This window comes from Streptomyces ipomoeae 91-03 (genome assembly GCF_000317595.1).
GTDB lineage: Bacteria > Actinomycetota > Actinomycetes > Streptomycetales > Streptomycetaceae > Streptomyces > Streptomyces ipomoeae.
Window position 1 is genome coordinate 1 of the sequence record NZ_AEJC01000311.1, and the last position, 14,489, is coordinate 14,489.

Below are 14,489 nucleotides of genomic sequence, written 5' to 3' on the forward strand. Positions count from 1 at the left end.
TTCTGGGAGCGTTCACAGCAGCATGGCATGGTTCTCGCAGCAGGCGAGGACCCAGGTCAGGGGAGAAAGATCCATGCCCACCATCACGAAGCACCGTCGCTTTATGGCCACCGCGGTCGCGGTGGTCCTCGGCGCCACCACGCTCGCCGCATGCGGCGGGTCCGACGACGACAGCGAGGCCCAGTCGGGGCCGGCGAAGCTGACGTACTGGACCTGGACGCCGGGCATGGACAAGGTCGTCGACCTGTGGAACAAGGGTCCCGGCAAGGAGCAGCAGATCACCGTCACGGTGAAGAAGCAGGCTTCGGGCGACACGCTCGTGACCAAGATCCTCACCGCGCACAAGGCGAACAAGGGCCCCGACCTGGTGCAGGCCGAGTACCAGGCGCTGCCGACGCTGGTCAGCAATGACGCGGTCGCCGACATCTCCAAGGAGGCCGGGGACGCGAAGAGCAAGTTCGCCGACGGTGTGTGGCAGCAGACGACGCTGGGCTCGGACGCGGTGTACGCGATCCCGCAGGACATCGGGCCGATGATGTTCTACTACCGCGAGGACCTCTTCAAGAAGTACGGCCTGCCCGTTCCGAAGACCTGGGACGAGTTCGCCGAGACCGCCCGGAAGCTGAAGAAGGAGGACCCGGACGTCGACCTGACCACCTTCTCCGCCAACGACTCGGGTCTGTTCGCCGGTCTCGCCCAGCAGGCGGGCGCGAAGTGGTGGACCACCGAGGGCCAGAAGTGGAAGGTCGGCATCGACGACGCGGCGACGCAGAAGGTCGCCGACTTCTGGGGCGGCCTGGTCAAGGAGGGCGCCATCGACAACCAGCCGATGTACACCCCGGCCTGGAACAAGGCGCTCAACACGGGCAAGCAGATCGCCTGGGTCAGCGCCGTGTGGGCACCGGGCACGCTGACCACCGCCGCGCCGGACACCGCGGGCAAGTGGAAGGTGGCGCCGCTGCCGCAGTGGTCGTCGTCCGAGAACGTGACCGGCAGCTGGGGCGGCTCGTCGACCGCCGTCACCACGGACTCCAAGAACAAGGGTGCCGCCGCGAAGTTCGCCGCGTGGCTGAACACGGACCCTCAGGCGCTGACCGCGCTGGCGAAGGAGGGCGGCATCTACCCCGCCGCCACCACCGCGCAGACCAGTGACGCGTTCGCCCAGCCGCCGGCCTTCTTCTCCAACCAGGCCGACTTCTACACCACGGCCTCCGAGATCGCCAAGACCACGGCGCCCTCCGCCTGGGGCCCGAACGTGAACGTCGCGTACACCACCTTCAAGGACGCGTTCGGCGCCGCCGCCAAGAACAAGTCGGACTTCGGTGCCGCCCTGAAGACCATGCAGGACACCACCGTCGCCGACATGAAGAAGCAGGGCTTCGAGGTCGCGGAGTGACGACGGCACGCCGGAAGTCGTACGGGGTCAAGGGGGCCCCGTATGCCTTCCTCCTCCCGGCAACGATCCTCTTCGCCCTCTTCTTCGCGCTGCCCATCGGCTACGCGGTCTGGCTCAGCCTGCACAAGGTGCAGGTCAAGGGGCTGGGTCTCGGCTCGGGCGCGCGCAGCGAGGTGTGGGCGGGCTTCGAGAACTACGCCGACGCCCTCACCGACTCCGAGCTGCTCGACGGCGCGCTGCGCGTGCTCGGCTACGGGTGATCGTGGTTCCCGTCATGCTCGGTCTGGCGCTGGTCTTCGCCCTGATGCTGGACAGCGAGAAGGTCAGGCTGGCCCCCTTCACCCGGCTGGCGATCTTCCTGCCGTACGCCATCCCGGGCGTCGTGGCGGCCCTGCTCTGGGGCTTCCTCTATCTCCCGGACGTCAGCCCCTTCTACTTCGTGCTGGAGAAGCTGGGCCTGCCGCAGCCGGACCTGCTGGACGGCGGCGGTCTGTACGCGGCGCTGTCGAACATCGCGGTGTGGGGCGGCACCGGCTTCAACATGATCGTCATCTACACCTCGCTGCAGTCGATCCCCGCCGAGGTGTACGAGGCGGCGAAGCTGGACGGCGCGACCCCGTTGCAGATCGCGTTGCGGATCAAGATCCCGATGGTGGCGCCCTCGCTGGTGCTGACCTTCTTCTTCTCGATCATCGCCACGCTCCAGGTGTTCAGCGAGCCGACCACCCTCAAGCCCCTCACCAACTCGGTCTCCACGACCTGGAGTCCGCTGATGAAGGTGTACCGGGACGCGTTCGGCGAGGGCGACATCTACTCGGCCGCGGCGGGCGCCGTGATCATCGCCGTGGCCACGCTGGTCCTCTCCTTCGGCTTCCTGAGGGCCGCGAACTCCCGTACCAAGCAGGAGGCAGCACGATGAGTTCTCTTGCCATCCGCAAGACCGCACCGACGGCAGACAGCACGCCCGGCACCGCACAGGGCCCGCCTCTGCGCCGCCGGATCGCGCTCGTCCCGACGCTCACCCTGCTGCTGGGCGCGATCTACTGTCTGCTCCCGGTGGCCTGGGTCCTGATCGCGGCCACCAAGTCGGGCAGTGAGCTGTTCTCCACGTTCACCTTCCTGCCGGGCAGCGGCTTCGCGGACAACCTGTCCGACCTGAACGCCTACCGCGACGGCGTCTACTGGCAGTGGATGGGCAACTCCGCCCTGTACGCGGACGTCGGCGCCCTTCTGTCGACCGCCGTCTCGGCGGTCAGCGGCTACGCGCTGGCGGTCTACCGCTTCAAGGGCCGCGAGACCGTCTTCAACGTGCTGATGGCAGGCGTGCTGATGCCGCCGGTGATCCTCGCGATCCCGCAGTATCTGCTGCTGGCCAAGGCGGACCTCGCGGACACCTACTGGTCGGTGCTGCTGCCGCTGATCCTCTCCCCCTACGGCGTGTACCTGGCCCGGATCTACGCCGCTGCCGCCGTGCCCGCGGACGTGGTCGAGGCCGGGCGGATGGACGGGGCGAGCGAGTGGCGGATCTTCACCCGGATCGCGCTGCCGATGATGGTGCCGGGCCTGGTGACGGTCTTCCTGTTCCAGTTCGTGGCCGTGTGGAACAACTTCCTGCTGCCGTACATCATGCTCAGCGACGACGAGAAGTTCCCGATCACTCTGGGCCTGTTCACGCTCCTCGAACAGGGCTCGAACACTCCGGCGCTCTACACGCTGGTGATCACGGGAGCGATGCTCGCGGTGATCCCGCTGATCGCTCTCTTCCTGGTCATCCAGCGCTTCTGGAGCCTGGATCTGCTCTCGGGAGCCGTAAAGTCATGACCATGAGCAACACGGGGGGCCGGCGCAAGCCGCCTACGATCCACGACGTGGCCCGCGAGGCCGGGGTCTCCCGGGGCACGGTCTCGCGCGTGCTCAACGGCGGCCACTACGTCAGCCCGACCGCCGCCGAGGCGGTCAACGCCGCGATCCGCAAGACGGGCTATGTCGTGAACCGGCACGCCCGCTCGCTGATCACCGGCCGTTCGGACTCGATCGGCTTCCTGCTGACGGAACCGCAGGAGAAGCTCTTCGAGGACCCCAACTTCAACGTCCTGCTGCGGTGTTGCACCCAGGCGCTGGCCGCGCACGACATCCCGCTGCTGCTGATGCTGGCCGGCACGGAGGACGAGCGGCGCCGGATAACGCGGTACATCACGGCGGGCCACGTCGACGGCGTACTGCTCGTGTCCAGCCACTCCGCGGACCCCGTCGCCGAGCAACTGCGCGAGGCGGGGGTGCCCCTCGTCCAGTGCGGCAAGCCCATGGGACTCGGCTCCAAGGTGAGTTACGTGGCCGCCGACGACCGGGACGGCGCCCGTGACATGGTGCGCCATCTGCTGTCGCTGGGCCGCCGCCGTATCGGTGTCGTGACCGGACCGCTGGACTCCCCGGGCGGTGTCGACCGCCTCGCCGGCTACAAGGAGGTGCTCACCGAGGCGGGCGTCGGGATCGACGAGCGGCTCATCGTCTCCGGCGACTACAGCCGGGCCAGCGGCGAGGCGGGCACCGAACGCCTGCTGGCCCAGGCCCCGGACATGGACGCCGTGTTCGTCGCCTCCGACCTGATGGCCCAGGGCGCCCTGACGGCACTGCGCCGGGCGGGTCGCCGGGTCCCGGAGGACGTGTCCGTGGGCGGCTTCGACGACTCCACCGCGGCGACGGAGTCCTCCCCCGCCCTCACCACGATCCGCCAGCCCTACGACCGCATCAGCAACGAGATGGTCCGGGTGCTCCTGGCCCAGATCGGCGGCGAGGACCCGGCGGCGGTGATCCTGCCGACGGAGCTGGTACGGCGGGAGTCGACCTGAGCCTCTCGGGGTCTCCGTTGAACACCGGGTGATCCGTCCGTCCCCGCCCCCCGGCCCCGCGTAAGGGCGGCGGGCGACCCGTCACCACCCGAACGTTCGTCCGGGAAGTCGTACGAGGGGCACGTCGACCCCGGGGTCGGAGCGCCGCGAGGGGGGTACTCGGCGGGCGCCGACCCCGCTTTCGGTCGGACACTGGAGTGCGGCCGGTGTGTGCCGGCGGACGAGACCAGGACGCGACTGCCATGAACGACGACATGAACTCCGAGGACGCGGCGACCGTCGTCTCCTCCCACACCGTGTTCGGAGCCCCCTGCTGGGTGAGCCTCACCAGCCGGGATCTGCCGGCCACGGAGGACTTCTACGCCGCTGTGCTGGGCTGGCGATGGCGCGCCGCCAAACTCGGCGACCACTTCAGGATCGCGCTGGCGGACGGTGTGCCGGTCGCGGGGATCGCCGGGGTGGCGACCCTGTGGCAGATGGCGGTGGCCTGGACGCCGTACTTCGCCGTGTCCGACGCGGACGCGGCGGCGGCCCGGGCCAGGGAGCGCGGCGGCACGGTCGCGGTCGGTCCCCTCTCCTTCCCTCCCGGACGGGCCGCGCTGCTGGCGGACCGCCACGGGGCCTCCTTCGGGATCTGGGAGGGCGAGCTCTTCACCGACTGGGAGACCTGGCGCAAGGCGGCCCCCGCCTTCATCCGGCTCCACACCCGGGACGCCTTCGACTCCGCCATCTTCTACGGCGAGGTCCTGGAGTGGGCCTCCGACAAGCCCGGCTGCTGCGAGGTCCACTACGAGGAGCACGAGGTGGTGCTGCGCAGCCAGGGCGAGGCCGTGGCCCGGATCACCTCCGGGGCGCTGGAGGCGGCGCCCGACCCCACGATCCGGCCCCACTGGCAGGTCCATTTCTCGGTCTCCGACGTGGCCGCCCGCGTCGAGGTCGCCCAGCACCACGGCGGGACAGTCCTCAGACAGGGCGTGGACGAGGCGGTGCTGCGCGACCCGGACGGCGCCCAGTTCACGATCACCTCGGGCCGCGACCGCTGACCGAGGCGGCTACGCGGCCGTGGGCTGCCGTACGGACGAGTAGAGGTACTGCTGCCACTACCGCCTCCGGATCGGCCAAGGGGAGCGCGGTCTCGAAGTCGCGTTTCTCGCCGCCCAGCCGGCCGACGGTACAGGACCCCGCCGTTCACCCGGCCCGGGACGGCCGTGACAGCAGCACCAGCCCACGGGCCTCCACGGTCACCTGCGCACCCGCTTTGTACTCGGACTCGTCCGGGTCGGCGTCCGGTTCGACGGCGGTGTCGATGCGTGCCGTCCAGCGTTCGCCGTACCTGGTGCCGGGGAGGCGGAAGGGCAGGGGTTCCCAGTGGCCGTTCAGCAGGAGGAGGAAGGAGTCGTCGACGACGGGGCGGCCGTACGGGTCGGGTTCGGCGATGGCGTCGCCGTTGAGGAAGACACCGAGGGAGTGGGCGTCGGAGCGGTCCCAGTCGGCGTCGGTCATCTCGCGGGCGTCCGGCAGCAGCCACACCAGGTCGGGCAGCGGCTGGTCCGCGCGCGTCGCCGTGTCGCCGCGGAAGAAGCGGCGGCGGCGCAGGACGGGGTGGGCGGCGCGCAGGGCGATGAGCCGGCGGGTGAAGTCCAGCAGGGCGTGCTGCCACTCATCGAGCCGCCAGTCGATCCACGAGACCTCGTTGTCCTGGCAGTAGGCGTTGTTGTTGCCGCGCTGGGTGCGGCCCAGCTCGTCGCCGTGGGAGAGCATCGGGATGCCCTGGGAGAGCAGCAGGGTGGCGAGGAGGTTGCGCTGCTGGCGGGCGCGGAGCGCGAGGACGCGCGGGTCGTCCGTCGGGCCCTCGGCGCCGCAGTTCCAGGAGCGGTTGATGCTCTCGCCGTCCCGGTTGCCCTCCCCGTTGGCCTCGTTGTGCTTGTCGTCGTACGAGACGAGGTCGCGCAGGGTGAAACCGTCGTGCGCGGTCACGAAGTTGACGCTGGCGCGAGGTCGGCGTCTGCTGTGTTCGTACAGGTCGGAGGAGCCGGTCAGCCGGGACGCGAACTCGCCGAGCGTGTGCGGTTCGCCGCGCCAGAAGTCCCGTACGGCGTCGCGGTACTTGCCGTTCCACTCCGACCACAGCGGCGGGAAGTTGCCGACCTGGTAGCCGCCCTCGCCCACGTCCCACGGCTCGGCGATCAGCTTGACGCGGCTGATCACCGGGTCCTGCTGGATCAGGTCGAAGAACGCCGAGAGCCGGTCCACCTCGTGGAACTGCCGTGCCAGGGTGGCGGCGAGGTCGAAGCGGAATCCGTCGACGTGCATCTCGGTGACCCAGTACCGCAGCGAGTCCATGATCAGCTGGAGCACGTACGGATGCCGCATCAGCAGGCTGTTGCCGGTGCCGGTGGTGTCGTAGTAGTGGGTCCAGTCGCCGTCGACCAGGCGGTAGTACGAGGCGTTGTCGATGCCCCGGAAGGAGAGGGTGGGGCCCTTCTCGTTGCCCTCGGCGGTGTGGTTGTAGACCACGTCGAGGATCACTTCGAGACCGGCCGTGTGCAGCGCCTTGACCATGGCCTTGAACTCGGTGACCTGCTGGCCCCGGGTGCCGTGGGCGGCGTAGGCGTTGTGCGGCGCGAAGAAGCCGATGGTGTTGTAGCCCCAGTAGTTGGCGAGGCCCCGGTCCTGGAGGACGCCGTCCTGCACGTACTGGTGCACCGGCATCAGCTCGATCGCCGTCACGCCGAGCGAGGTGAGGTGTTCGACGATCGCGGGGTGGGCCAGTCCCGCGTAGGTGCCGCGCAGTTCGGCGGGGATGTCGGGGTGGGTGCGGGTGAGGCCGCGGACGTGGGCCTCGTAGATCACGGTGTCGGCGTACGGGCGTCGCGGCGGGCGGTCGTCGCCCCAGTCGAAGTAGGGGTCGGTGACCACGCCGAGCATGGTGTGCCCGGCGCTGTCGGCGCCGGGGCTCGTAGAGCGAACGGTGATTGTCGATCTGCCCGTCCCACGGCTCTGGTGTACGGGTCGAGGAGCAGCTTCGCCGGGTCGCAGCGGTGGCCGGCGGCCGGGTCCCAGGGGCCGTGCACCCGGTAGCCGTAGCGCTGGCCGGGGCCGATGCCGGGGAGGTGACCGTGCCAGACGAAGCCGTCGACCTCGGTGAGCGGGACGGCGCGATGGTGGCCGTCGTCGTCGACGAGGACGAGGTCGACGCCCTCGGCGACCTCGCTGAACAGCGCGAAGTTGGTGCCGGTGCCGTCGAAGGCCGCACCGAGCGGGTAGGGCTGCCCGCTCCAGACAGACACCTCCTTCTCACGCGACGGCCGCCCGGGCGTCGCCTTGCCCTCCTGCGTGGCCGCCTTGCCGACCGGGCGCGCGGACCCGCTTCTGCCGGGTCGCGCGCGCCTGTTCCTCTTCGCCCGTCCAGTCACCGTGCGGCGTCGCAGGCGCTCGACGCGGTCGACACCGTGGCCGCCGCCCGGCTCGACCCCGCGGCCGGCGCCGTGTCCGGCGCCCCACTCGGCGTGTCGCTCAGCGTGCCGGCGAGGGCGGTGACCGGCAGTTCGCGGGGGACCTTGAGCACGGCGCGCAGGGCCGGCTCGGGCGTGGTCGGCACCCGGGGAACGCTCTCGTCGACCGGTACCCGCTGGGTGAACCAGATGACGGTGCTGCCGGTGTCCGTGGTGCAGGCGCCCCAGCCGTCGCTGAGGGCGGCGATCCGGGTCAGGCACGGCCGCAGTTCGCGGTCCGGGCGCAGCTCGGGATCGTTCTCGCCGACGGCGGCGATGAGGTGCTGGCCGTTCCACCACATCTCGATGGAGGTGTTCTTGTCCGACGCGTGCTCGTCGATCGCGCGGAGCAGCAGCTCGGCGCTGTGGCAGACGGGCTCGACGAGGCTCTCCAGATCCCAGAACCGGAGGTGCGCGGCCAGGATGCGGCTGACCTGTCCGACCCGCTCCGGACTGACTTCCACGTCGAGGTGGTAGTAGCAAGGCTCTGCGGTCTTCATCGTCGTTGGCTCCTCACCGGCGAAGCTCCCGCTTCTTCTCGTCCTCACGGAGCGAGTACCGAGCCGTCCTTGAGGGAGCGAACCTCGGACACGAAGCGTGAGCACCGATCACTTCTGAGTCAGATCCAAGAGTGAGAGTGCTACGCCATTCGTGCAACACGAGCGACGCCCGAGGTGGTTGAACGACCAACAAGACGCTCCGTCGTCGCCCGTGCACCATGAGTGAAGGCATCGGCTCCCGGATGCGTCGGTGCCGCTCCGTGCACGACCTCCCCCGGGAAGCGTGCTCCGCCGAGGGTGCCGGGAGGTGATCAGCACATGTTGCTGCCCGCCAAGAACGAGGTGGCCAGATCTCTGCGGCGCTACCGCATGTGGGAACGCGTGATGCTCGCGTCCCCGACCGACCACGCGGCCCGGGACCGCTTCGAGGACTCGGGCTACACGCTGTGCGTGCTGATGGGCAAGCGCTGTGCGCGCGAGGCCGTGGCCGCCGCCGAGCGCTATCTCCAGACGAGCCTGTTCACCTACCTCCAGGAACAGACCGGCCAGGCCCGCCCGGCCCGTTCCCTCAGACGCGGTCCGCCCTCCGGCAGGCGTCGCGCCCCAGGACGGTAGGGCCCAGGACCGGTAGGACGCGTTCGGTCACCCGTTCGGCGCAACGCCCGATTCCGTAGATCCCGAGCACGGCGGAGGTGAGTCATATGAGCCGGCCCCCGGTCATCGGCCGTATACCCATCAGGGACGTCCACCCGCTCGTGGAGTGCGGCAGACGGCCCGCGAAAGCCGTGGTGGGCGAGACCTTCGAGGTCACCGCGACGCTCTTCCGGGAGGGCCATGACGCGGTCGCCGCCCATGTCGTCCTCAAGGACCCGGAGGGCCGCCCGGCTCCCTGGACCCCGATGCGCGAACTCGCTCCCGGCACCGACCGCTGGGGCGCCTGTGTCACCCCGACCGCCGAAGGCCGCTGGACCTATCGGGTGGAAGCCTGGAGCGACCCGGTCTCCACCTGGCGGCGCACCGCGCACATCAAGGTCCCGGCCGGCATCGACGGCGGACTCGTCCTGGAGGAGGGCGCCGAGCTGTACGAACGCGCCGCCGCCGGTGTGTCCGAGAGGGCCCGGCACACCACCCTGCTGACCGCCGTGAAAAGCCTGCGCGACGACACCCTTCCGGTCGCCGAGCGCTTTGCCGCGGCGTTGACGCCGGAGGTGGACGAGGTCCTGGCCCGCCATCCGCTACGGGAACTGGTCACCAGCAGTGACCCGTTGCCGCTGCTCGTGGAGCGGGAACGGGCCCTGTTCGGGTCCTGGTACGAGTTCTTCCCCCGCTCCGAGGGCACCCCCGAGCAGCCCCACGGCACCTTCCGCACCGCCGCCCGCCGCCTGCCCGCGATCGCCGCCATGGGCTTCGACGTCGTCTACCTCCCGCCCATCCACCCCATCGGCACCACCTTCCGCAAAGGCCGCAACAACACCCTCTCCCCCACCCCCGACGACGTCGGCGTCCCCTGGGCCATCGGCTCACCCGAAGGCGGCCACGACGCCGTCCACCCCGCCCTCGGCACCATCGACGACTTCGACCACTTCGTGCGACGGGCACGGGAACTGGACCTGGAGGTGGCCCTGGACTTCGCGCTGCAGTGCTCACCGGACCACCCCTGGGTCGACAAACGCCCCCAGTGGTTCCACCACCGCCCCGACGGATCGATCGCCTACGCGGAGAACCCCCCGAAGAAGTACCAGGACATCTACCCCATCGCCTTCGACGCCGACATGCCCGGCCTCATCACCGAGACCGTCCGGGTCCTCAGGCACTGGATGGCCCACGGGGTACGCATCTTCCGCGTCGACAACCCCCACACCAAACCGGTCGTCTTCTGGGAACGGGTCATCACGCGGATCAACCGCACCGACCCCGACGTGATCTTCCTCGCCGAGGCCTTCACCCGCCCCGCGATGATGCACACCCTGGCCCAGATCGGCTTCCAGCAGTCCTACACCTACTTCACCTGGCGCAACACCAAACAGGAACTCACCGACTACGCCACCGAACTGGCGGGCGAGGCCGCGAGCTACATGCGGCCGAACTTCTTCGTCAACACCCCCGACATCCTCCACGAGTTCCTCCAGCACGGCGGCCGGCCCGCCTTCGAACTGCGCGCGGTGCTCGCCGCGACCCTCTCCCCCACCTGGGGCGTGTACTCGGGCTACGAACTGTGCGAGAACACCCCGCTCAAGCCCGGCAGCGAGGAGTACCTGGACTCGGAGAAGTACCAACTCCGACCCCGCGACTGGGAGACCGCCGAACGCGAGGGACGCACCATCGCCCCCCTCATCACCTCGCTCAATGAGATCAGGCGACGTCATCCGGCGCTGCGTCGGCTCAGGAACTTGCGCTTCCACCACACCGACAACGACGCGGTGATCGCGTACAGCAAGCGCACGGGGTCGGACGCGGTTCTGGTGGTCGTGAACCTCGACCCCCACCACACCCAGGAGGCCACGGTCTCGCTCGACCTGGCGGAACTCGGCCTCGACGTGGACGAAAACGTGCCGGTGCACGACTTGTTGACGGGTGAGACATATCGCTGGAGAAGAACGAACTACGTGCGCCTGGACCCCGGACGAGCACCCGCGCATGTCTTCCACGTCGAGTTCCCCGCCGAGGGCGCGGCCCTCCCGGTACAGCACGGAGGGTCGGGAACGTGATGATCGTCAACGAGCCCGTTCCGGACACCTTCGAGGACACGCCGCAGAAGGACCGGGACCCGGACTGGTTCAAACGCGCCGTCTTCTACGAAGTCCTCGTACGCTCCTTCCAGGACAGCAACGGCGACGGCATCGGCGACCTCAAGGGCCTGACCGCCAAACTCGACTACCTGCAGTGGCTGGGCATCGACTGCATCTGGCTCCCGCCCTTCTTCAAATCCCCCCTGCGGGACGGCGGTTACGACGTCTCCGACTACACCGCCGTCCTCCCCGAATTCGGCGACCTCGCCGACTTCGTGGAATTCGTCGACGCCGCCCACCAGCGCGGCATGCGCGTCATCATCGACTTCGTCATGAACCACACCAGCGACCAGCACCCCTGGTTCCAGGAGTCCAGGAACAACCCCGAAGGACCCTACGGCGACTACTACGTCTGGGCCGACAAGGACGACCAGTACCAGGACGCCCGCATCATCTTCGTCGACACCGAAGTCTCCAACTGGACCTTCGACCCCGTCCGCAAGCAGTACTTCTGGCACCGCTTCTTCTCCCACCAACCAGACCTCAACTACGAGAACCCGGCCGTACAGGAGGAGATCATCTCGGCACTGCGGTTCTGGCTGGACCTGGGCATCGACGGCTTCCGGCTCGACGCCGTGCCCTACCTGTACCAGCAGGAGGGCACCAACTGCGAAAACCTCCCGGCCACCCACGACTTCCTGAAACGGGTACGCAAGGAGATCGACGCCCACTATCCCGACACCGTACTGCTGGCCGAGGCCAACCAGTGGCCGGAAGACGTCGTCGACTACTTCGGCGACTTCCCCAGCGGCGGCGACGAATGCCACATGGCATTCCACTTCCCCGTCATGCCGAGGATCTTCATGGCCGTCCGAAGGGAATCCCGCTACCCCGTCTCCGAAATCCTCGCCAAGACCCCGGCCATCCCCTCCAACTGCCAGTGGGGCATCTTCCTGCGCAACCACGACGAGCTGACACTCGAAATGGTCACCGACGAAGAACGCGACTACATGTACGCGGAATACGCCAAAGACCCGCGGATGCGCGCCAACATCGGCATCCGCCGCCGACTCGCCCCCCTCCTCGACAACGACCGCAACCAGATCGAACTGTTCACCGCCCTGCTGCTGTCCCTGCCGGGCTCACCGATCCTCTACTACGGCGACGAGATCGGCATGGGCGACAACATCTGGCTCGGCGACCGCGACGCCGTACGCACCCCCATGCAATGGACCCCGGACCGCAACGCCGGATTCTCCTCCAGCGACCCCGGGCGGCTGTTCCTCCCCACCATCATGGACCCGGTCTACGGCTACCAGGTCACGAACGTCGAGGCGTCGATGTCCTCACCGTCGTCACTGCTGCACTGGACCCGCCGCATGATCGAGATCCGCAAGCAGAACCCCGCCTTCGGCCTCGGCGCCTACACCGAACTGCCCTCGACCAACCCCGCCGTCCTGGCCTACCTCCGGGAGTACGAGGACGACCTCGTACTGTGCGTCAACAACTTCTCCCGCTTCGCCCAGCCCACCGAACTCGACCTGCGCGCCCACGAAGGACGCCACCCCGTCGAACTCATCGGCGGCGTCCGCTTCCCCGCCATCGGTGAACTGCCCTACCTCCTCACCCTCGCGGGCCACGGCTTCTACTGGTTCCGGCTCTCCCGAGTCCTCTCCCGCGCTGCCCGACGGCGTTGAAGCGTGGGCCGGTGAAAGGACACGTCACCATGCCGAAGACCGCATTGCTCCGGCCGACCAGCGACAGGGTCGCCGACGACCTGATGACCTCGCTCGCCGGGCCGCTGCGCGAGTGGCTGCCGCGCCAGCGCTGGTTCGCCGGCAAGGACCGCCCCCTCACGGGCCTGTCCCTGCTGTCCATGACGGAGCTGTACCCGGGCTGTCTGCATCTGCTCGTGCACACCGGTCACCCGGGCCACAGCAGTCGCTGCGGAGTGCCCGCGCCCGGTGGCGTTCCCTCGGCCGGTGACTGCTACCAGTTGCTGCTCGGTGTACGCGAACAGCTGCCGCCACGCCTCGGCCGGGCCCTCATCGGGCAGGCGTACCAGGGCCCACTGGCCGATCTGACGGTGTACGACGCGCTGTACGACCCCCGGGCGGCGCAGTCGCTCCTGGAACGGCTGCGGCACCCCGGCACGGCCGGACCCCTGCGCTTCGAGGCCGACGCATCCACGTGTGTGCCCGCCGGGCTGGCGCCGCGGCTGCTGGACGCCGAGCAGTCCAACTCCTCCCTGGTGTACGGGGACGCGTTCATCCTGAAGGTCTTCCGGCGTATCCAGCCCGGTGTCAATCCCGATCTGGAGGTGCCGGGCGCGTTGGCCGAGCAGGGATGCGGTCGGGTGCCCGCGCCGGTGGCCTGGTTCCGTACGACGTATCCGTTCGCGGCGACGCTCGGCGTGCTGCAGCCGTTCCTGCCGGACGCGTCGGACGGCTGGACGCTGGCGCTCGGCGCGCTCGCCTCCGGTCACGACTTCACGGCTGAGGCCCGTGAGCTGGGGCGGGCGACGGCGGAGGTGCATCTCGCGCTGGCCTCGGCCTTCCCCGCCGGAGGCCATGACGAGAACGCTCTGACGGCCGCCGCGATGACCGAGCGGCTCGACGCCGCCGCGCGCTGTGTGCCCTCGCTCCGGCCGTACGTCCCCGGTCTGCGCGCCGCGTTCCACGCGCTGCTGTCCTGCGATGTCGGGCCGCCGGCCCAGCGTGTCCACGGTGATCTGCATCTGGGGCAGGTGCTGCGGGCCGACAGGGAGTGGTTCGTCATCGACTTCGAGGGCGAGCCCTCCCGTCCGCTCGCCGAGCGGTGCGGCGCCCAGTCCCCGGTGCGGGACATCGCCGGGATGCTGCGCTCCTTCGACTACACGGCGCGACAGCGCCGCCCCTGGCGCCCGGAGTGGGCACGCCGCTGCCGCGAGGCCTACTGCGCGGGCTACGCCACCCGCGCCGGCTGGGACCCGCGCCAGAAGCACGGGCTGCTGCGCGCCTACGAGACGGACCGGGCGGTGTACGAGGTCCTGTACGAGGCCCGGCACCGCCCCCACTGGCTGCCCGTACCGATGGCGGCGATCGAACATCTCGCCGTGAGAGGAAGCTGAAGCCATGGCCCTGCGCGACACCACGCCCCCCGAATCGGCCGGTCCGCCCATGCCTCCCCGCGGCTCCTGCGCGAGCGCCCCACCCCTGGACCCCGCCGACCGCGCGCGCCTGCTGGCCGGCGCCCACCACGACCCGCACGCCCTGCTGGGCACCCACCCGGTGCCGGGCGGGATCGTGGTCCGGGCGCTGCGCCCGTACGCCCACGCCGTGCGCGTCGTGATCGACGGCAGACACACATACCTCACCTCGGACGGCGACGGCCTCTTCTCCGGCGTACTGCCCCTGCTCGACGGCGGCATCCCCGAGTACACGCTGCTCGTCTCGTACGAGGACGCCGAGCACGAGGTCCACGACCCGTACCGTTTTCTGCCCGCACTCGGGGAGTTCGACCTGCACCTCATCTCCGAGGGA

10 protein-coding genes and 2 pseudogenes are annotated in these 14,489 nt (G+C 69.5%); 10 read left to right on the forward strand and 2 right to left on the reverse strand.

Going from position 1 to position 14,489, the window contains the following annotated elements:
• Positions 1–73 precede the first annotated feature (73 nt).
• The 5 genes and pseudogenes from STRIP9103_RS20725 to STRIP9103_RS20745 all read left to right on the forward strand — a co-directional run bounded on the left by STRIP9103_RS20725 (position 74) and on the right by STRIP9103_RS20745 (position 5,288).
• Entirely contained in the window at positions 74–1,396 is a 1,323-nt protein-coding gene (locus STRIP9103_RS20725; RefSeq protein ID WP_048820659.1) for an extracellular solute-binding protein, read from the forward strand.
• Positions 1,393–2,315, forward strand: a pseudogene (locus STRIP9103_RS20730) (carbohydrate ABC transporter permease). The gene STRIP9103_RS20725 and the pseudogene STRIP9103_RS20730 overlap by 4 nt, the downstream one beginning before the upstream one ends.
• Positions 2,312–3,217 (forward strand): carbohydrate ABC transporter permease, encoded by a 906-nt coding sequence (locus STRIP9103_RS20735; RefSeq protein ID WP_009316227.1) that lies wholly within the window; start codon positions 2,312–2,314, stop codon positions 3,215–3,217. Before STRIP9103_RS20730 ends, STRIP9103_RS20735 begins: the two are co-directional and overlap by 4 nt.
• On the forward strand, positions 3,214–4,245 hold the full coding sequence (locus STRIP9103_RS20740) for a LacI family DNA-binding transcriptional regulator (RefSeq protein WP_009316232.1): 1,032 nt from the start codon (positions 3,214–3,216) through the stop codon (positions 4,243–4,245). Before STRIP9103_RS20735 ends, STRIP9103_RS20740 begins: the two co-directional genes overlap by 4 nt.
• 242 nt (positions 4,246–4,487) lie before the next feature.
• Positions 4,488–5,288 (forward strand): VOC family protein, encoded by an 801-nt coding sequence (locus tag STRIP9103_RS20745; protein WP_009316233.1) that lies wholly within the window; start codon positions 4,488–4,490, stop codon positions 5,286–5,288.
• Positions 5,289–5,433: 145 nt separating this feature from the next.
• Here STRIP9103_RS20745 and glgX read toward each other — a convergent pair.
• Both glgX and STRIP9103_RS20755 read right to left on the reverse strand, forming a co-directional pair.
• Positions 5,434–7,535 (reverse strand): annotated as a pseudogene (glgX, locus tag STRIP9103_RS20750) (glycogen debranching protein GlgX).
• Between the two features lie 122 nt (positions 7,536–7,657).
• On the reverse strand, positions 7,658–8,239 hold the full coding sequence (locus STRIP9103_RS20755) for a hypothetical protein (protein WP_009316222.1): 582 nt from the start codon (positions 8,237–8,239) through the stop codon (positions 7,658–7,660).
• Between the two features lie 318 nt (positions 8,240–8,557).
• Between STRIP9103_RS20755 and STRIP9103_RS20760 the strand changes: the two genes are divergently transcribed.
• The 5 genes from STRIP9103_RS20760 to STRIP9103_RS20780 all read left to right on the forward strand — a co-directional run.
• On the forward strand, positions 8,558–8,854 hold the full coding sequence (locus STRIP9103_RS20760; RefSeq protein WP_009316230.1) for a DUF5133 domain-containing protein: 297 nt from the start codon (positions 8,558–8,560) through the stop codon (positions 8,852–8,854).
• 86 nt (positions 8,855–8,940) lie between these two features.
• On the forward strand, positions 8,941–10,947 hold the full coding sequence (locus STRIP9103_RS20765) for an alpha-1,4-glucan--maltose-1-phosphate maltosyltransferase (RefSeq protein ID WP_009316221.1): 2,007 nt from the start codon (positions 8,941–8,943) through the stop codon (positions 10,945–10,947).
• Positions 10,947–12,665 (forward strand): maltose alpha-D-glucosyltransferase, encoded by a 1,719-nt coding sequence (gene treS / locus STRIP9103_RS20770; RefSeq protein ID WP_048820660.1) that lies wholly within the window; start codon positions 10,947–10,949, stop codon positions 12,663–12,665. Before STRIP9103_RS20765 ends, treS begins: the two co-directional genes overlap by 1 nt.
• A 29-nt stretch (positions 12,666–12,694) precedes the next feature.
• Entirely contained in the window at positions 12,695–14,077 is a 1,383-nt protein-coding gene (locus STRIP9103_RS20775) for a maltokinase N-terminal cap-like domain-containing protein (protein ID WP_009316226.1), read from the forward strand.
• A gap of 4 nt (positions 14,078–14,081) precedes the next feature.
• A partial coding sequence (locus tag STRIP9103_RS20780) for a GlgB N-terminal domain-containing protein (protein WP_009316235.1) occupies positions 14,082–14,489 on the forward strand: 408 nt, incomplete at its 3' end.